Source organism: Burkholderia sp. 9779_493, from assembly GCF_015712215.1.
In the GTDB taxonomy this organism is placed as follows: domain Bacteria; phylum Pseudomonadota; class Gammaproteobacteria; order Burkholderiales; family Burkholderiaceae; genus Burkholderia; species Burkholderia cenocepacia.
This window is the reverse complement of the sequence record NZ_JACCQA010000006.1, coordinates 75,399-93,821: the sequence shown is the minus strand read 5'-3', so window position 1 is coordinate 93,821 and position 18,423 is coordinate 75,399. Positions and strand designations below refer to the sequence as shown.

The 18,423-nt window shown below is 66.4% G+C and carries 18 protein-coding genes and 1 pseudogene; 6 read left to right on the top strand and 13 right to left on the bottom strand.

Going from position 1 to position 18,423, the window contains the following annotated elements:
• Window positions 1-2: 2 nt before the first annotated feature.
• Window positions 3-1,013 (top strand): sterol desaturase family protein, encoded by a 1,011-nt coding sequence (locus H0X95_RS07840; RefSeq protein WP_230204557.1) that lies wholly within the window; start codon window positions 3-5, stop codon window positions 1,011-1,013.
• An 18-nt stretch (window positions 1,014-1,031) separates the two neighbouring features.
• On the opposite strand, the gene H0X95_RS07835 is transcribed toward H0X95_RS07840, so the two are convergent.
• The 4 genes from H0X95_RS07835 to H0X95_RS07820 all read right to left on the bottom strand — a co-directional run bounded on the left by H0X95_RS07835 (window position 1,032) and on the right by H0X95_RS07820 (window position 5,520).
• Window positions 1,032-1,406, bottom strand: coding sequence for a hypothetical protein (locus H0X95_RS07835; protein ID WP_006483192.1), 375 nt, complete (start codon window positions 1,404-1,406; stop codon window positions 1,032-1,034).
• A gap of 183 nt (window positions 1,407-1,589) precedes the next feature.
• On the bottom strand, window positions 1,590-3,218 hold the full coding sequence (locus H0X95_RS07830; RefSeq protein WP_012493022.1) for a histidine-type phosphatase: 1,629 nt from the start codon (window positions 3,216-3,218) through the stop codon (window positions 1,590-1,592).
• A gap of 182 nt (window positions 3,219-3,400) precedes the next feature.
• Window positions 3,401-3,835: a hypothetical protein gene (locus tag H0X95_RS07825; protein WP_006483196.1), complete on the bottom strand. Its 435-nt coding sequence runs from the start codon at window positions 3,833-3,835 to the stop codon at window positions 3,401-3,403.
• Window positions 3,836-4,161: 326 nt separating this feature from the next.
• Window positions 4,162-5,520, bottom strand: coding sequence for an NAD(P)/FAD-dependent oxidoreductase (locus tag H0X95_RS07820; protein ID WP_059720934.1), 1,359 nt, complete (start codon window positions 5,518-5,520; stop codon window positions 4,162-4,164).
• A 100-nt stretch (window positions 5,521-5,620) separates the two neighbouring features.
• Between H0X95_RS07820 and H0X95_RS07815 the strand changes: the two genes are divergently transcribed.
• Entirely contained in the window at window positions 5,621-6,574 is a 954-nt protein-coding gene (locus H0X95_RS07815; RefSeq protein ID WP_006483210.1) for a LysR family transcriptional regulator, read from the top strand.
• A gap of 13 nt (window positions 6,575-6,587) precedes the next feature.
• Here H0X95_RS07815 and H0X95_RS07810 read toward each other — a convergent pair whose 3' ends face one another.
• A complete protein-coding gene (locus tag H0X95_RS07810) occupies window positions 6,588-6,782 on the bottom strand; it encodes a hypothetical protein (protein WP_006483197.1) in 195 nt (64 codons plus the stop codon).
• Window positions 6,783-6,974: 192 nt separating this feature from the next.
• On the opposite strand from H0X95_RS07810, the gene H0X95_RS07805 reads away from it, so the two are divergent.
• Window positions 6,975-7,892 (top strand): AraC family transcriptional regulator, encoded by a 918-nt coding sequence (locus tag H0X95_RS07805; protein WP_058902533.1) that lies wholly within the window; start codon window positions 6,975-6,977, stop codon window positions 7,890-7,892.
• Window positions 7,893-8,123: 231 nt separating this feature from the next.
• Window positions 8,124-9,011, top strand: a complete 888-nt coding sequence (locus H0X95_RS07800; protein ID WP_058902534.1) for an NAD(P)H-binding protein — start codon at window positions 8,124-8,126, stop codon at window positions 9,009-9,011.
• Between the two features lie 21 nt (window positions 9,012-9,032).
• On the opposite strand, the gene H0X95_RS07795 is transcribed toward H0X95_RS07800, so the two are convergent.
• Window positions 9,033-10,235 carry a benzoate/H(+) symporter BenE family transporter gene (locus H0X95_RS07795; protein WP_058902535.1) on the bottom strand — a complete coding sequence of 401 codons (1,203 nt, stop codon included), beginning with the start codon at window positions 10,233-10,235 and terminating at the stop codon, window positions 9,033-9,035.
• Between the two features lie 175 nt (window positions 10,236-10,410).
• A complete protein-coding gene (locus H0X95_RS07790) occupies window positions 10,411-11,436 on the bottom strand; it encodes a fatty acid desaturase (RefSeq protein ID WP_058902536.1) in 1,026 nt (341 codons plus the stop codon).
• A 243-nt stretch (window positions 11,437-11,679) separates the two neighbouring features.
• On the opposite strand from H0X95_RS07790, the gene H0X95_RS07785 reads away from it, so the two are divergent.
• Window positions 11,680-12,507 carry a phosphate/phosphite/phosphonate ABC transporter substrate-binding protein gene (locus H0X95_RS07785; RefSeq protein ID WP_058902537.1) on the top strand — a complete coding sequence of 276 codons (828 nt, stop codon included), beginning with the start codon at window positions 11,680-11,682 and terminating at the stop codon, window positions 12,505-12,507.
• 50 nt (window positions 12,508-12,557) lie between these two features.
• On the opposite strand, the gene dbpA is transcribed toward H0X95_RS07785, so the two are convergent.
• From dbpA to H0X95_RS36265, 5 genes and pseudogenes are all read right to left on the bottom strand, one after another.
• Window positions 12,558-13,955 (bottom strand): ATP-dependent RNA helicase DbpA, encoded by a 1,398-nt coding sequence (dbpA, locus tag H0X95_RS07780; protein ID WP_011548605.1) that lies wholly within the window; start codon window positions 13,953-13,955, stop codon window positions 12,558-12,560.
• Complete coding sequence (locus tag H0X95_RS07775) at window positions 13,952-14,149, bottom strand: hypothetical protein (RefSeq protein WP_006483193.1); 198 nt, start codon at window positions 14,147-14,149, stop codon at window positions 13,952-13,954. Before H0X95_RS07775 ends, dbpA begins: the two co-directional genes overlap by 4 nt.
• 287 nt (window positions 14,150-14,436) lie before the next feature.
• Entirely contained in the window at window positions 14,437-16,080 is a 1,644-nt protein-coding gene (mqo, locus tag H0X95_RS07770) for a malate dehydrogenase (quinone) (protein ID WP_023474838.1), read from the bottom strand.
• 543 nt (window positions 16,081-16,623) lie between these two features.
• Window positions 16,624-16,929: a hypothetical protein gene (locus H0X95_RS07765; RefSeq protein ID WP_059720974.1), complete on the bottom strand. Its 306-nt coding sequence runs from the start codon at window positions 16,927-16,929 to the stop codon at window positions 16,624-16,626.
• A 70-nt stretch (window positions 16,930-16,999) separates the two neighbouring features.
• Window positions 17,000-17,104 (bottom strand): annotated as a pseudogene (locus H0X95_RS36265) (Lrp/AsnC family transcriptional regulator); the annotation flags it as partial.
• 25 nt (window positions 17,105-17,129) lie between these two features.
• Here H0X95_RS36265 and H0X95_RS07760 point away from each other — a divergent pair.
• Entirely contained in the window at window positions 17,130-17,264 is a 135-nt protein-coding gene (locus H0X95_RS07760) for a hypothetical protein (RefSeq protein WP_369718773.1), read from the top strand.
• A gap of 33 nt (window positions 17,265-17,297) precedes the next feature.
• On the opposite strand, the gene H0X95_RS07755 is transcribed toward H0X95_RS07760, so the two are convergent.
• Window positions 17,298-18,167, bottom strand: coding sequence for a mechanosensitive ion channel family protein (locus tag H0X95_RS07755; protein WP_059720932.1), 870 nt, complete (start codon window positions 18,165-18,167; stop codon window positions 17,298-17,300).
• Window positions 18,168-18,423: the final 256 nt, after the last annotated feature.

Genomic DNA, 18,423 nt, shown 5'->3' with positions numbered 1-18,423 from the left:
CCGTGCGCGACCATACTGCGCGGCAGTTCCCGATCGAGGCTGCCGACATGCCGACCGAGTTGATGACGTGGCTCCATGCGTTCCTGGGTAACGACGTGGACTGGAAGCAGGTGCTGCTGATCGGCATGACGCCGGTGTTCCTGATCGCCTTCGCGGTCGAGTACGCGGTAATGACCCGGCGCGGCCGCCGCGAACCGTTTTCCTGGAAAGAGATCGTCGCGAACCTGTCGCTCGGCGCCGGTTATCAGGTGGTCGAGACCGTGACGGGATTGCTGTTGAGCGGTGCGATCTTCGCGTGGGTCTATCGACACCGGCTGTTCGACGTGCCGGTGAACGGCTTCACGATCGTGCCGATCTTCGTCGTCGTCGAGTTCTGCTACTACTGGTTTCATCGCACGTCGCACCGCGTGCGCTGGTTCTGGGCCGCACACGTGCCGCATCACAGCGGCGAGGTGATGAACTTCACGACGGCGATGCGCCAGTCACTGCTGAACGCGTTCGTCGGCGTGTTCCTGTTCTATCTGCCGCCGGTGTGGCTCGGCATTCCGCCCGCCGTCGTGCTGTTCCTGCTTGCCGTCGATCTCGCGTACCAGTATTTCGTGCATACCGAAGCGATCGGCCGGCTGCCGCGCTGGTTCGAGTACGTGTTCGACACGCCGTCGAACCATCGCGCGCATCATGGCCGCAATCCGCGGTACATCGACCGCAACTACGGCGGCGTGCTGATCATCTTCGACCGGATGTTCGGCACCTATGTCGAGGAAACGGAGCCGGTCGACTACGGCATCACGCAGCAGATTCGTTCGTACAACTTTCTTGTTCTGAACGTGCACGAATTCGTCGACATGTGGCGCGATGTGCTCGCACCCGGGCCGGTTCTGCAGCGCTTGAAGCATCTGTGGATGCCGCCCGAGTGGGAGCGGCCCGGGCATCGGCCGATCCATACGTGGAGCGTCGAGCGGAAAGGGGGGGAAGGGGCGAGTCGGGCGGACATGACCGAGCGCGGTACTTGACCGCGCGGGGCCGGTTTTTCAGTTGGCGCCTGTCGGGCGATGACGGAAGAAAAGGTATGCCAGGCCGAGCGGTGCGATGAAAATGGCTAGATACCAACACAGGAACATGGTCATGAACTTGACAACCAGCATCAATGCTGCATTGACAAAGAACATATTGCGTCCAACGATGTAGTTCACGACGCTTTCGTAGACAAATCGGGAATAAGGGTAGAGGAGGCAACTCACCGCCATGAAAATCAATACAAGCGCGAGCAATCCTCCGGGAAGGCTTTCTTTCCCGAAGCTGGAAATGAAGATGAAAACCGTGGGGAAGATCAAGCTGAAAAGAAAGTTACGAATATAGTAGGGGCGAGTGAGTCCGCCAAACGAGCGCGTAATGATTGAATTCATGCCATCCCTGGTCGAAATTCATAGTAACGACCAGAGATGATAAAACTTGATAGGTCGCAATCAGATATTTTAATTGGCCGCGATATTCGAGATTGTCGACGGTGATTGCGGGCATGAAGGACAAGGGCGGACGTCGTCGACGTGATGCATCGCGCATCCGGCATACGTTGTCGTCACCATGCGTCACTGATACCCGTAACACTGCTTCAGCCCCGCGTAGTCGTAGAAGTGGCTGGTTGGCGCGATCTTCGCGCCGTCGCACGCGGCCTGGAAATCCGTTTCGCGCTCGTTGTACAGCATCTTCACGATGAGCCGCGTCCCGTTGCGATAAACATCCCATTGCATGTTCGCGGCCATCGGCGACACCTGGTCGCCGCGCCACGGGTTGTTCGCGTACGTGTACGTCTGCGCTTGCGGCGTCGGCACGAACACGTTCTTCAGGTTCATGATCGACGCGAACGGAATCACGATCTCCGCGTGCGTGAAGCGCAGCTTCGCGGCATGCGTCAGGTCGCCGCGCGCGATCGCATCGACTTCACCGAAGAAATCGTCCTGCAGCACCTTCGCCATCCGGTACGTCACCGGGTTCGCTTCCTGGATGCCGGGCCCTTTCTGGTAGTAGTCCTCGGCGTCCTGCAGGTACGCGAGATACTGCGCCTGCTCGGCACCGATGTATTTCTCCATCGTGACGCCGCCGGTTTCCGCGGTCATGGCCGGCGCAACCTGCAGCAGGTTGTACAGCACGTTCACCGCATCGACGGCCGTCGCGATCTTCGTCTTGCCGTCGCCCTTCAGCGTGTTGGTGAACTTGCCGTCCGTCGATGTAAACGCATAGGTGCCGGTGTTCGCGAACGTGTAGCCGTCGGTGCCGAGCTTCGCGATGAAGGCCGGCGACACGAGCGCGGTCAGCACCGTTCGCGCGACGTCGGCCGCTTGGGGCGCGGCCTTGATCGCCTTCAGCTTCGCGGCCACCGTCGCGTCGTTTGCATAGGCCTGGTATGCCTGGCTCGCCTGATAGGTCGCGTAGTACGGATCGCTCGTGTCGGTCACGAGATCGGTGGCCGGCTTCAGCGAGTGGAAATACAGCAGGAAGCGATTGGTGCCGGCCGGCTGCGCGACCGGTGCGTTCGCCGGATAGCCGGCCGGTGCGGCCGGCAGCGTGATGGCCGGCGCCAGTGCCGGCTGCGCGGCAACGAGCGCCGCCGAGAAATATGTCGAACTGTCGACCGCGCGATCCTGGCCCGAGTTGACGACGACCACCTGCCGGTTGCCCGCGGCGAACAGCGCAGGCAGCCGCTGCGCGAGACGCGCGGCGAGTTGCTGATGTTCGCGGATGCCGGTTTGCGTGAGGTTGCCGTACCCGGGTGTCGAGATGCCCTGCACGCCGTAGCCGAGCAGCGCATTGGCCTTCATCATCGCGTACGTGTCGGCCTTGAGTTGCGCGCCCAGCGCGGTCAGCGCGCCGTCGGCCTCGGCCTTGACCAGCATCGCGTAGATCGCGCCGTCGTACTTGAAGCCCGACAGCCCGCGCGAGCCGTGCCGTGCGACGAGTTCGGTGTAGACCGGCGCGTAGTCGGCCGGCGGCGCTTCGTAGGTCGCGGCGTCCTGCTGCGGGCGGTACGGCGTCTTCGTCTGGTAGTAGGTCGCGGGCGCCGGGTCAGGCGTGGGCTGAGGTTGCGGTTGCGGTGCGGGCGCCGTGCCGTTGTTGTCGACCGACGTGGCGGGCGGCGTCGGGTCATCATCCCCGCCGCAGGCGGCGAGCAACAGACAGGCGATCGTGAGGGCGGCGGCGGTGCGGGTCGGGCGTGTCATCGTGGCGGGCAACGGACGGCACGATGCGCATGCGCGTCGTGCCGTCTCCGGGGCAATGTGGTCGAGCCCCGGAGTGTTGCAAGCGACTTTGACAGCAGAATGTCAGGATGCGGTCGGACAATCGTCGGATTGCCGCCGGATCGACGATGATGGCCGGCTGCGGCCGGCCCGGGGGCGGGCGTTCAGTGCAGCCCGGCCGATGCGATCGAGCGCACCGTATCGGTGATGTTCACGCAGCGCGACAGGCCGAAATGTTCGACTTCGCGGCGTTCCGGTTCGCTGCTCGCGATCCCGACCGCGCGCTCCGGCGGCACGCCGAGCGCTTGCAGCGCGACATCGAACGGATGTTGATTCGATCCGGAGTCCTGTTGATCCGAATCCGTGACGACGACCGAGAAGCGGTCGAGGTTCGCGCGGCCGAACTGGCCTTCGAACATGTCGCTGAGCCGTGCGGCCGGCAGCGTCGTGACGAGACCGAGTCGATATCCTTCTTCCGATGCCCGGTCGAGCCACTGGATGATTGCGTCGCGCTGATGGCGCGATTCGCGCGAATCCGGTGTTGCTTCGATCTGGGCGAATGCTGCGTCGAGACGGGTGACGATGGCTTCGATGACCACGGTGATTCCTTTTCAGAAACGTGATGATCCGTTCGCCGACGGGAATGCCACACACCTTAGCGTCGATCCGGAAAATGCGACCAATTAATATTTTTAGCCGACTCATACGATTCGACTAATGAATGGGGCGGCAAGCCAGAGCGGGCGCGGGACACGTGTCGCACGGCATTTTCCGCGCGAATGGCAGCGCATCGACGGCCTTCAATGTGATGCACCAGCATGGCGCACATTCTGGATGCATCACGCATATGCATATAAGGAAACGGCATATCGAGCGATGCCCGCCCGATATGCCGCGTTGCGAGGGTGCGCGCGAACAGGCGCGATCAGTGCAGCTTGATCGACGGCTGGTTACGGCTTTGCAGCCAGTGGCTCAGCGACTGGAACAGCGCGCGCTTCATGCCGATCACGCTGAACAGGTGCTTGCGATACAGGAACTTGTACAGCCCGATCGCCGCCAGCCCGTCGACGATCAGCGAGCGCGAGCGCCCGCCGATGTCCGCCTGATACACGGCGCCCGCATGCCCGAGCGACACGACGGTGCCTGCATCGCGGAACGTGAAGCCGGCCACCGGCTTGCCGGCGACGCGCCGCGCGAATGCGTTGACCAGATACACCGCCTGCTGATGAGCGACCTGCGCGCGCGGCGGCAGGTACTCGCCTGCACCGGCCGACGGGCACGCGGCGCAGTCGCCGAACGCATACACGTGCGGATCGTCGGGCGTCTGCAGCGTGTCGGTCACGATCACCTGGTTCGAGCGGTTCAGCGCGATGTCGCCGATGCTCCGCAGCATCGCGGGGCCCGCGACGCCGGCCGCCCAGATCGTGATGTCGCTCGCGAGCCGTTCGCCCGTCGCGGTCGTCACGGCGTCCGCGCCGACTTCCGCCACGCGCGTATCGGTCAGCACGTCGACGTTCAGCGCACGAAGCTGCGCGTGCATCTTGCCGGACATCCGTTCGTCGAGCGCGGGCAGGATGCGCGGGCCGCCTTCGATCAGCCGGATGTGTACGTCACGCGCGGACACCAGTGCCTTGAAGCGGTACGTCGTCAGTTGCTGAACTGCATGGCGCAGCGCGGCGGCCAGCTCGACACCCGTCGCACCTGCACCGATCACGTTGATGCAGATTGGCGCCGCGCGCCGTGCGGGCTGCTGCTCGGCCAGATGATTCGCCTTCGTGCAGGCAGCCAGGAACTTGCGGCGGAAATCCTCGGCCTGGTCGAGGTTTTCGAGCGGCAGCGCATGACGCTCGGCGCCCGGCACATTGAAGAAATTCGTCACGCTGCCGACCGCCAGCACGAGATCGTCATAGTCGAGTTCCCGCTGCGGCAGGATTTCCGTGCCGTCCGCATCCCGCACGGCCGCGATCGTCGCCGTGCGGGCCGCGCGGTCGACCCGCCGCAGCGCGCCCTGCACGAAACGGAAGCCGTGACGCTTCGCCTGCGCCGCGTATTCGATCGTGTGGGAGGCCGGATCGCGATGGCCCGATGCGGCTTCGTGCAGCAGCGGCTTCCAGAAGTGCGTCGGATAACGGTCGACGAGCACGACGTCGGCCTGCCCGCGGCGTCCGACCGTATCGCCGAGACGCGTCGCGAGCTGCAGGCCGCCGGCGCCGCCGCCGATGATCACGATGCGCGGAACGCGCGGTGCGCGGTCCGTTGCAAGGGTGGGCGTGGTGTTGTCCATGTTGGGCTCCCGCTGAATGACGATTCGGATGACATTGCTCAAGAACCGACGATATAGTTTCGAACCCACTCGAACAATTTAATGTTTATAAGCGACTCATATGTATTCACTTATAGGAAAGACCGCGACGTTCCGGCAGCTGAAGGCGCTGGACATGATCGCGCGGCTCGGCAGCGTGTCGCGCGCGGCCGAGGAGCTGAACCTGACGCAGCCGGCCGTGTCGCTGCAGGTTCGCCTGCTCGAGGAGGCCGTGGGCGCCGCGTTGCTGCAGCGGGTGGGGCGTGGCGTGCAGCTGACGGCGGCCGGCGAGATCGTGGCGCGCTACGCGCGCGAGATCCTGCATCTGTGGAGCGAGGCCGGCGACGAAGTGGCCGCGCTGACGGGCGATCTCGGCGGCACGCTGCGGATCGGCGCGATCACGACGGCCGAATACCTGATCCCGCCGCTGCTCGTCAAATTCACCGCGACGCGTCCGCACGTGAAGACGTATTTCAAGGTCGGCAACCGCGACGACATCATCCGCATGCTCGCGACGCATGAAATCGATCTCGCGGTGATGGGCAGCGCGCCGAAGGAACTGCGCACGCACGCGGTCGAGTTCGCGAAGCATCCGATGGTGTTCGTCGCGGCGCCCGGCCATCCGCTGATGCAGCGCAAGCGCGTCGCGCTGAAGGATCTCGAATCCGCGCACCTGCTCGTGCGCGAGCGCGGCGCGGGCACGCGCTCGACCGTCGAGAGCCTGTTCAAGAACGCGGGCCATCGCTTTCATGTGGGTTCCGAACTGTCGAGCAACGAGGCGATCAAGCAGATGGCCGAAGCGGGCCTCGGCGTCGCGTTCCTGTCGTTGCACGCGTGTGCACTTGAATTGCGAACGGGGCTGCTCGGCCAACTGCCGTTTCCCGGCAATCCGATCGAACGCGAATGGTATGTGGTGACGCTCGCCGACCGGCGGATCTCGCAAGTGACGGGGCTGTTCCGCGACTTCCTGATCAAGCAGGGTGCGCCGGTGATCGACGGCGCGACGGTGGCGTCGCACGAGCGGCGACGCAAGTAGGCGCGACCGGCGGTCAGGCGAGCCCGAAATCGTCGTTGCTGTCGGGAATCGATGCGAGCAGCCGTTCGAGCCGGTACCAGCCGACCACGCGCAGGCACCACGCGGCGATGGCGGTGCGTGTATTGCGGACGTCGGGGCCGGATGAAGGGCGAACGGTGGACGGCGAACGCGCGATGAACGCCGCGCGTTGCGGGCAGGAATGAGGCATGACGGGCTCCGTAGGTGTCGGATGAACGGATCGTAAGCGGCGCGGCGCCCGCCGGCGCGCACGCAAGGATCGTCCCGAGCAGAAACGGATGATCTTTTTCTGCGTGATCCGGCGGCGCTCGCGCACGGCCGGCACGCCGGCCCGAAACGCGTCACAATGCGCGTTCGGCACCTGATCTGGTGGAGACCATCAATGAGCGATCCGATTCTTGCCGCGCCGACGGACAACGGCGTCCCGGTCAGCCTGCGCTCCAGCCGCGGGCTGGGTTGGCGCGGCTTCGGCGCGTCGCTGCTGGAGATTCGCGCGGGTACGTACCGGATTCCGGCGGCCGAGCATCACCGGATCGGCGTGCATATCGGCGCGCCGGTGCGCGCGGATTGCGTGTGCGACGGCGAGCGCGTGTCGCGCATCCAGGCGCACGGCGACGTCGACGTGATTCCGGCCGGCCTGCCCGGCCAATGGACCGACAGCGCCGACTGCCGGATTCTGCACATCGCGCTCAGCGACACCTTCGTGCGGCGCACCGTCGAACAGCTCGAACTGAAGCCGTCGCACGCGCAGATCCGCCGGCGGCTGCAGGTGCGCGACCCGCGGCTGCAGCACATCGCGTGGGCGATGGCCGCCGAACTCGAAGCGGAAGACGCATCGGACCCGCTCTACGCGGAGAGCCTGTGCACGGCGCTCGTCGCGCGGCTGGTCGACGGCCAGCCCGTGTTTCGCGAACGCCGGCGCACGCTGGCGCCGAAGGCGGCGGCGCGCGTGATCGACTATGTCGAGGCGAATCTCGACCGGCGCATGACGCTGGCCGAGCTCGCGGCGCTCGTGTCGATCAGCGTGCCGCATTTCAAGGTGCTGTTCCGCGAAACGCTCGGGATGCCCGTGCACCAGTACGTCGTGCGGCGCCGGGTGGAGCGCGCGAAGACGCTGCTGCTCGAAGGCCGGCTCAGCATCAGCCAGATCGCGCTGGAGGCCGGGTTTGCGCATCAGAGCCACATGGCGAACTGGATGAACCGCGTGCTCGGTGCGACGCCGACGGAGATTGCGCGGTCGGGCGTGCGGGGCGGGTTGCGGCTGGCGTATGACGGTGAGGATGGCGGGAAAGACGCATGACGCAACAGCAATACATGGACGTTGCGTTTGATCCGAGGGCAACTGTCCAACAGGTCGTTGGACAATTGTCGCGTTCGGCTTCTCCGGTTTTGACGCGCTTGTATCGGGGAGCTCGCATGGTTACGGCGTATTCAACGCGTCATCCTTTCCTGTTCGATTCATCCGCCCGTGCGCGCCTTCTCGGCCGCGCAACCCGACAATCACAGCACCTTCATCCCTCAGGAGCGAACCGTGTTCGTGATCTTCGGAGCATCCGGCAACGTCGGCTTGTCGACCGTGACGACCTTGCGCAACGCAGGCCATTCCGTACGCGCGGTACTGCGCGACGCGCGCCATCGTGAACGTTTCGTGCAGCTCGGCTGCGATGTCGCGATCGCGGACCTGACGGACGCGAACGCGATCGCCGCGGCAATCGACGGCGCGCAGGCCGTGCAGATGCTGTGTCCGGTGCCGGCTGCCGATCCCGATCCGGCCGCGACGATGACGCGCACGATCGACGCAGCGACTGCCGCGCTCGCCGCGAATCCGCCGCCGGCGCTGCTCGCGTTGTCGGATTACGGCGCGGAGCTTGAAGGCAATACGGGTATCACGCGTCTGTTCCATGACTTCGAGGCACGTCTGAAGACGATCCCGACGCAATTGACGCTGCTGCGCTCGGCCGAGCATCTGCAGAACTGGGCGCGCGTGCTGCCGGTCGCGCTCGGTACCGGCGTGTTGCCGAGCTTCCATCATCCGGTCGGCAAGGCGTTTCCGACGGTCTGGGCGCCCGATGTGGGCATCGTCGCGGCGCGGCTGATGCTCGATGCGCCGGAAGGCGGCAGCGGGCCGCGCATCGTCAGTGTCGAAGGGCCGCGGCGGGTGAGCGTGACGGCGATCGCGGAGACGTTGGGCACGGCGGCGGGCCGCGCGATCGTTGCGCACGAGCTGCCGCGCGATACGTGGAGCGCGGCATTGCTGCGCGCCGGGCTCAGCGAGCGTCATGCGCAGCTGATCGTCGATTTGTACGACGTGCATAACGCGGGGCGGATCGATGTGGAAGCCGACGTGTCGGAGCGGGTGTACGGGACGACGATGCTGGAGGAAGCGCTTGCGCAACTGGTGCGCCGGCATGCGTGTTGAGTGAAGGGGGCGCGGCACGCATCACGCGGGCCCCCGCACCCTGTTCAATACCGCATACGCCGCCGACCCGATCACGATCCCCCAGAACGCCGACCCGAGCCCGAGCCACGTCATCCCCGACGCGGTCGCAAGAAACGTGATCATCGACGCTTCGCGATGGTCCTCGTCCTCGAAGATCCCGTGCACGTTCGCGCTGATCGCGCCGATCAGCGCGAGCCCCGCCAGGATCGCGACGAACGCCTTCGGCAGCGCGAAGAACACCGTGACGATCGTGCCCGCGAAGAGCCCGCCGATCAGATAGAACGCGCCGTTCGCGAGCCCGGCGACGTAGCGCCGGTCCGGATTCTCGTGCGCGTCCTTGCCGGTGCAGAGCGCCGCGGTGATCGCCGCGACGACGATCGTGATCCCGCCGAAGCAGGCGACGACGAGCGACATCACGCTGGTCGCGGTGATGATCGGGCGCGCCGGCGTGTGATAGCCGGACACGCGCAGGATCGTCATCCCCGGCAGGAACTGGCCGGTGAGGCTGACGACGACGAGCGGCAGCGCCAGGCTGAGCGTCGTGCCGAGCGTCCATTCCGGGGCGATGAAAATCGGCCGCGCGATACTCGGCGACACGTTGCCGAGATGCGTCATCCCGAGCAGCGTCGCGAGCGCGGCACCCGTCAGCAGCACGAGCACGATGCTGTAGCGCGGCAGCAGGCGCCGGAAGATCACGTACGCCGCGATCATCCCGAAACCGAGCACCGGCTGCGCGGTCGCGGCGGAGAACGCATGCATGCCGAACGGCAGCAGGATGCCGGCCATCATGCCGCAGGCGATGCCGCGCGGAATGTGGCGCACGAGGCGGTCGAAATAGCCGGACACGCCGATCGCCAGGATGATCAGCCCAGCCGTGAGGTACGCGCCGACGGCCTGGTTGAGCGTCAGTTGCGGGAACAGGCCGACGAGCAGCGCGGTGCCGGGCGCCGACCACGCGGTGATGACGGGCACCTTCAGCTTCCAGCTGGCGAACAGGCCCGAGACACCCGCGCCGATCGAGATCGCCCAGACCCACGACGACACCATGTCGTTGGACGCATGCGCGGCCTGCGAAGCCTGGAAGAAGATCGCGAGCGGGCCCGCATACGAAATCAGGACCGCGAGAAAACCTGCGGTGATTGCGGAAACGGACCAGTCGTTGCCGATCGTGCGGATCGCGCCGGGTGGGGTGTTCGGTTGCATCGTCGTCGGGGAATGCGGCGCGCGGCCGTGCGGCGGAGCCGGGGCGAATGATGATCGGAAACCCCGGAGGAGCGGCCATTCTGGGCATTGCCGACGCAATTGGCAATTCGCGGGCGACGATCGGCGTCGTCGGCTTTTCGTAAGGATCGGTGCCGAAACGCGGAAACTTCTGACGTCAGGTGCTGATCTGCAACACCCTGTCGACCACCGCCACTTTCACGCCGCTCCCCGTCGACAACGACGCTGTGCCCTGGTCGAACGGATGCACGGGCGGATCGGTCGGCGTCCACGCATGGCGCGCGAGCAGTTCGCGATATCCGCCACGGATCACGAAGCCGCCGCATTTCTTCGCATACGCGTCGCGTCGCATCCGGTATGCGCGTGGCAGGTCGTACCACGGCAGCTTCGGCAGGTCGTGATGGACGAGGTGATAGTTGTTGTTCAGGTACAGCAGCCGCATCGCGAAGCCGGCTTCGTTGATCGTGATGCGCGCCTTCGGATGCGGCGCGGCGCGATGCTCGTACAGCGAGCGGATCATCGCGAGCGACAGCGCGGGCCACGTGACGGCCAGCAGGTAGTACCACCACGGCACGCCGATCGCCCATTGCAGCCACGCGAGCAGCGCGGCCACGCTGGCAACGTGAGTCAACCACATCGGCAGATAGCGGAAGTCGCCACGGCGGAACGCGACGAACGCATCGCGGAACGTCGCGGCGACGGCGAGCGGCGGCCCGACGACGATGCGTCCGAGGAAAGTCTTGCGCGCGACCGTCAGCGCCCGGCGCCAGCGTGGCAGCCGCGCCCAGCGTTCGCGCGTCACGTAGTTCGTTTCGGGATCGACGCCCGGCACGGTCAGGTCCTCGTCGCGATGATGCTCGAGATGCGTGTCGCGATACAGCGTATACGGGTACCAGACCGTCAGCGGCGGATAGCCGAGCAGCTTGTTCACGAAGGCGGAACGCGTCGGATGGCCGTGCAGCAGCTCGTGCTGCAGCGACAGGTGCCACGCGCCGAGCAGGATCAGCGGCGGCGTCGCGGCGCCGAGCGACAGGTGCCCGTCGCGCGCGAGCAGCAGCACGGCGAGCCAGCCGCCGTAGATGACGACGACCAGCAGCCAGGTCGGCCACTCGGTGCGGGCAGTGAAGCGGGCGTCGAGCGCGGCGATCGCGCGCGCGTGGTCGACGTCGAAGTATTCGGCCATGGCGTTGAGGCAGGTGGATCGGGCAGTGCGGGGAACGAGCGATGGAACCGGGGCGCTCGGCCCGGGTGCGCTGGTGTCTCGCGGATCACGGTCGGCTTGCCCGGCATCGCGCACGGTGGCGGCGCCGGCAGGCCTTCGAACGGTACCGGGGCGGCGCGGCTACGCCAACCAATCGATTCGCATTTGCTTATCGTCTTGCGGCCGATAAGCATCCGGAGCGCCGTCGATGCGTAGAATGCCTGCATGAACCCCTGGATCGCTGTCCTGCCGATGTACAACGTGACGCCGCGCCACGCCGCCCTGTGGCGCGCGCTGTTGCGTGATGCGCTCGATGCGTTCGCGAACGCGGGCGGGCCGGCTGACGTCGTGCTGCCCGACGCGCCGTTCGACGATCTGCACGCACTGTGGCGGCGCGACGACCTGCTGCTGTCGCAGACCTGCGGCTACCCGTACCGGATGCTCGGCTTGCACGACGTCGTGCGATTGATTGCGACCCCGATTTTCGACGCGGAGGGCTGCGACGGGGCGCGCTACAGCAGCGTGCTGGTCGTATCGGCGCGGGTGCATGCGGGCGGAGCGACGACGCTCGCCGCCTGCCGCGGATTGCGGGCCGCCTTCAACGGCGAGGATTCGCACAGCGGGATGAACGCATTCCGGCACGCGGTTGCGCCGCATGCGCACGACGGACGGTTCTTCGGCTCGGTCACGCCGTTCGGTTCGCACCTGAACGTGCTGCGTGCGCTGGCCTCGGGAGAGGCCGATTGCGCGGCGATCGACTGCGTGACGTTCGCGTATGTGCGCGACGCGCGGCCCGACCTGCTCACTGACATCCGGATCATCGGCACGACGGCATCCGCGCCGGGCTTGCCGTTCGTCGCATCGCGGGCGGCGCTGGCGGATACGCAGGTGGGCGCGTTGCAGGAGGCGCTCGAGCGCGCGGCTGCCGCCGATGCGGAGCGGGCGCGCGTGCTGAGGCTGAAGGGATTCGACCGGCTGTCGCCGGCCGACTACGACACGATTGCGCGGTTCGAGCAGGCCGCCGCGACGCACGGCTATCCCGAACTCAGGTGACACACGGGGCGGCGCCCGGCGGTGTTGCGACCGTCCGCGCCGCGGCCCGCTTACTCCTCGTCCATCAACCGGACCTTGACCCGCTTGCCCTTGATCTTCCCCGCATTGAGCTTGCGCAGCGCGTCGCGCGCGACGCCGCGCTCGATCGCGACATAGGTCGAGAACTCGGTCACGTTGATCTTGCCGATCTGCTTGCCGTCGAATCCGGCGTCGCCGGTCAGCGCGCCGAGCACGTCGCCCGGGCGGATCTTGTCCTTGCGCCCGCCGAGGATCTGCAGCGTTTCCATCGGCGGCAGCAGCACGCTGTCGTCCGCCGGCTTCAGTTCAGCAAGCGGATGCCATTCGACCTCGCGCTTCTGCGCCTGTTCGATCGCGCCGACACGGCCCATCTCGTCCATGCTCGCGAGGCTCAGCGCCCAGCCGTCCTGATCCGCGCGGCCGGTGCGGCCGATGCGGTGTACGTGCACTTCGGGGTCGGGCGTCACGTCGACGTTGATTACTGCTTCGAGCTGTGCGATGTCGAGACCACGCGCGGCGACGTCGGTCGCCACCAGCACCGAGCAGCTGCGGTTCGCGAACTGGATCAGCACCTGGTCGCGCTCGCGCTGGTCGAGCTCGCCGTGCAGCGCGAGCGCATGGAAGCCCTGCGCGTGCAGCACGTCGAGCAGGTCGCGGCATTGCTGCTTGGTGTTGCAGAACGCGATCGTGCTCACCGGCCGGTAGTGGTTCAGCAACTGGCCGACCGCATGCAGCCGCTCGTCCTCGGTCACTTCATAGAAGCGCTGGCGGATCTTGCTGTCGTCGTGGCGTTCCGCGAGCTTGATTTCCTTCGGATTGCGCAGGAACTGCTGGCTCAGCTTCGCGATGCCGTCCGGGTAGGTCGCGGAGAACAGCAGCGTCTGACGCGTCGTCGGGCACATCCGGGCGACCTTCGCGATGTCGTCGAAGAAGCCCATGTCGAGCATCCGGTCGGCTTCGTCGAGCACCAGCGTGTTCAGCGCGTCGAGCTTCAGGTTGCCGCGATCGAGGTGATCCATGATGCGGCCCGGCGTGCCGACGACGATATGCGCGCCGTGCTCGAGGCTCTGCGCCTGCGGACGCATCGGCGTGCCGCCGCACAGCGTCAGCACCTTCACGTTTTCCTCGGCGCGCGCGAGGCGGCGCACTTCCTGCGCGACCTGGTCGGCGAGCTCGCGGGTCGGGCACAGGATCATCGCCTGCACGTCGAAGCTGCGCGCATCGAGGCGCGCGAGCAGCGCGAGCGAGAACGCGGCGGTCTTGCCGCTGCCCGTCTTCGCCTGCGCGATCAGGTCCTGGCCGGCCAGCGCGATCGGCAGGCTCGCGGCCTGGATCGGCGTCATGTCGACATAGCCGAGCTGCGCGAGGTTCGCGAGCGTGGCGGGCGTCAGCGGCAGCGCGCTGAACGGCGTGGCGGTCGGTTGGGTCAAGACAGGTCTCCGAGGTAGGGGCGGCCTTCCATCTGTTCATAGACGACGTTGCCTTCGTCGTCCTCGAAGCGTTCGAGATAGTTGCGGGCGCCGCACAGCGGGCAGCGGAACAGCAGCCCTTGGCCTTCGTCCTTGATGACGACGTCGGACTGCTCCCACTGCGTGCCGCAGCTCTGGTTTCGGCAGGTAAACACGGTCTTTCTCCAGCTGAATTCGGTTGATGGCGCGCCCGGGCGGGCGCGGCCACGGCAGGCGGCGCTCGCGCGGCTCGGGCGCGGGCCGCACCGGCGGTGGCTCGGGTTGGGTCGATGCGGGTGATGGATCGGGCGGCGACGGGGTCGCGCGTGCCGCAATTCTAGCGGAAGCCGGTGCTCGCGCCCGGCGCGCACCAGGAAAAACGGCCGCCCCGGAGGGCGGCCGTGTCGGGCGGCATGACGGTGCCGCATGGGTGCCGCGCGGCTGTTGCGCGGCGTCGGGCGCGTTACAGCGCCATGTCGGCCGATGCCTTCGCCGGGCGGGCCGGCGCGTTGCCGGTGGCCTGCGACGGCGCGCCGAGGTCGATCTTCGGCGGCGGCGACAGTTGCAGCACGTCGCTCGTGTAGGTCCATTCCTCGACGACCTTCGCCGGGCTGTCGTTCAGCTTGGTGCCGTAGCTCGGCACGATCTGGCGGATCTTCTGCTGCCACTCGGGCGTCGCGACCTTGTCCTTGAACACCTTCTTCATCAGGTTCAGCATGATCGGCGCGGCGGTCGATGCACCCGGCGACGCGCCGAGCAGGCCCGCGATGCTGCCGTCCTGCGACGCGACGATCTCGGTGCCGAGCTTCAGCACGCCGCCCTTGACCGGGTCGCGCTTGATGATCTGCACGCGCTGGCCGGCCTGCCACAGGCGCCAGTCTTCCTTCTTCGCGTTCGGGAAGTATTCCTTCAGCGCGTTGAAGCGGTCGTCGTCGGTCAGCATCAGCTGGCCGGCGAGGTACTGCACCAGCGGGAATTCGTCGACGCCCACGCGCATCATCGGCGCGACGTTGTGCAGGTTGGTGCTCTTCGCGAGGTCGAAGTACGAGCCGTTCTTCAGGAACTTGGTCGAGAACGTCGCGAACGGCCCGAACAGGATGATCTTCTTGCCGTCGATGATCCGCGTGTCGAGGTGCGGCACCGACATCGGCGGCGAGCCGACCGACGCCTTGCCGTACGCCTTCGCGAGGTGCTGCTTCACGACCTCGGGGTTGTCGGTCACGAGGAACGAGCCGCCGACCGGGAATGCGCCGTAGTCCTTCGCCTCGGGGATGCCCGACGCCTGCAGCAGGTGCAGCGCACCGCCGCCCGCGCCGATGAACACGAACTTCGCGTCGACCGATTGCGGCGGTTCATCCGAGTGCAGCTTGACCCACGACACGTGCCACGTGCCGTCGGCGTTGCGCGTGATCTCGCGCACTTCGCTCGACAGCGACAGCGTGAAGTTCGGCTGCGTCTTCAGGTAGCCGACGAACTGGCGCGTGATCTCGCCGAAGTTCACGTCGGTGCCGATCGGCGTCCACGTCGCGGCCACCTTCTGGTTGCGATCGCGGCCTTCCATCATCAGCGGCACCCACTGCTTGATCTGGTCGTAGTCTTCCGAATACTGCATCCCGCGGAACAGCGGGCTCGCCTGCAGCGCTTCGTAGCGCTTCTTCAGGAAGCGGACGTTGTCGTCGCCCCACACGAAGCTCATGTGCGGCGTCGAGTTGATGAACGCGTGCGGGTTCTTCAGCACGCCCTGCTTGACCTGCCACGCCCAGAACTGGCGCGAGATCTGGAACGACTCGTTGATCTCGATCGCCTTCGAGATGTCGACCTTGCCGTCCGCCTTCTCCGGCGTGTAGTTCAGCTCGGCGAGCGCCGAGTGGCCGGTGCCGGCGTTGTTCCAGCCGTTCGAGCTTTCCAGCGCGACGCCGTCGAGGCGCTCGACCATCGTCATCGACCAGTCGGGCTGGAGTTCGTGCAGCCAGACGCCGAGCGTCGAGCTCATGATGCCGCCGCCCACCAGCAGGACGTCGACCTTCTTCGTGTCGGCGGCGTGCGCCGACGATGTCGCGACGCACAGCGCGAGCGCCGACAGTATTACCCGTAACGTTTTGATCACAGCAGATCCCTTTTTCAACTTGGATGCATCGGTTTGCCATGCCGCCCGGCGCGCGGTTCCGTGGCGCCGGAACACGGGTCCGGAGATCCGGATCGCGAATCCGGAATTCCGGATCGGCGCGGCGCGCCGTTGCATTTGCGCACGCGAAGCGATTCGGAAGGACACCTTCGGATCGGCTTCCCGCGGGCAGGCAAGCGCCTGCGTCGCGAGGGTGCGCCACGCGCCCGGGCCCGGGTGGCAAGCCTGAGCGGACGGCGCTTCAGGCTGCGTTGAAAGAGGCCGCGTGCGACGCGTTTTGCGGGGGCGGGGTGGCAAGGGGCGCGTAATATAACCGAACTCGGACAACGTGTCGCAGGCGGCGAATATCCCTGTTTTCGTGGGGTTTTTTGTGCGTCCGGGTTTCCGGAATGACGGGGCGCGACGCGGGAAAATCGACGGGAATCGGCGGGGTCGAATGCGTGCGATGGACGGGCCATGCAGCAGACCGGAACATTATCGGATCGCGGCGTTGCACCGCGACCCGTTCACGCGCACCACTTCAGTTCACTTCGTTCCGCCGTTCCGGCAGAACTGCTCGTAAGCCTGCGCGGAATTCGCGAAGCCCCGCGCCTTCGCGAGTTCCCACGGACGCTCGCACTGCTGCGTCCGCTCGCACCACGCGGAGCCGGCCGAGCCGATGCAGCCGTGTGCGTCGCGATCGCCGCCGACCAGCGGCGGGGCCACTGGCGCGGCTGTACCGGCCGGCGCCGAAGCAGTGGCCGGCGCGGACGATTGCGCCGCACAGGCGCTCAATGCGAATGCGCAGGCAATCGCGGCGGCAAACGACGCGGTGGGAAAGTAACGTTTCATCGGGTAGCGCTCCATGGGATGACGATCGACGGCGGATGCCCGTGTGTGGGCGCCTGACAGGCATGAACGGTCACGCGTCCGGCACCGGCACGCGTGACGAGAACTTCACCTCGCGCAACGCGAGGCTCGACTGGATCGACGACACGCCGGCCTGCTTCCTCAGCACGCGCTCGAGGCACCCGGCGAAGGGGCTGGCCGCGATGCCGGTCACAGTCTATCGCGGCGCACTCGGCGAAGGGCGCTTCACGCCGCACGGCGACCTGAAGCACGGCGCGATCTCGGTGTTCACGTACAAGAGCGGCAGGAAGGCGCTGCTCGACATCGTCCGGATGTAACGCCGCAGCCGGGGCGCGGCGCGCCTCGCGGCACTACAAGACCCGCACGCGCGCGTCGCCTGCGCGGCGCTCCGCGTCGTGCACGATGTGCAGCTCCCGCGTGCGGATCGGCAGCGCGCAATCCGCGTCGGCGAGCGTCTTGCGCACCTGGCGCGCGAGGCGCCAGCGCATCGTCCAGAACTTGTCGGTATGCGTCCACACGCGCATGTTCGCGACGGCCGTGCTGTCGTCGAAGCGCATCACCATCACGTCCGGCGCGGGGTCCTGCAGCACGTCGGGATCGGCCACGGTCAACGCATGCAGCGCAGCGAGCGCGCGATCGATATCGTCGTGCACGGACACTTCCACTTCGAGATCGAGGCGGCGCGTCGGGTTGCGCGTGTAGTTGCGGATCGAGCTGCCCCACAGCGCGCTGTTCGGCACGTACTCGCAGATGCCATCCGGCTTCGTGAGGCGCGTCATGAAGAGCCCGACCTCTTCGACGGTGCCCGCGACGCCTGAGCCGCCGTCGATGTAGTCACCGACCTTGAACGGCCGCAGCAGCAGAAGCATGATGCCGGCCGCGATGTTCTGCATCGTGCCCTGCAGCGCGAGCCCGATGGCGAGGCCCGCGGCGCCGAGCACCGCCACGATGCTCGCGGTTTCGATGCCGAGCTGCGACAGCGCGCCGACGATCGCGACGATGCGGATGCCCCATACCGCGACGTCGCAGAGGATCGGCCGCAGCGTGTCGTCGACGCGCTCCTTGTTCGAGAGCAGCCGGTTCAGCCAGTTGCCGATGCGTTTCGACAGCCACCAGCCGGCGATGAGTAGCGCCAGGCCGGCGGCAAGCTTGAGGGAGAGGGTGGACAATGCGTTCCACAGGAACGTCCAGCGTTCCGGATGAAGATGATCGAGAAACATGACGGGATTCCGGTGTTGAAGACACAGTGCGCGGCGCGTGTCGCGCGCCGGCAGCCCTCGACTGTACACGGCGTGGCGGGTTTCGCGCGAATGCATGGCGTCCCGGCGGCATTGTTTTGGTACGAGTATTAAGCATCATTATTAACAAATAAGACGAGTCCTATTTAGCCGTTTCGACCACGCCGATACACTCGCTGTCGAGTAGCCGGATCGCGACGATCGTTCCTCAGCGATGTCCGGTTCTTTCCCGATTTTT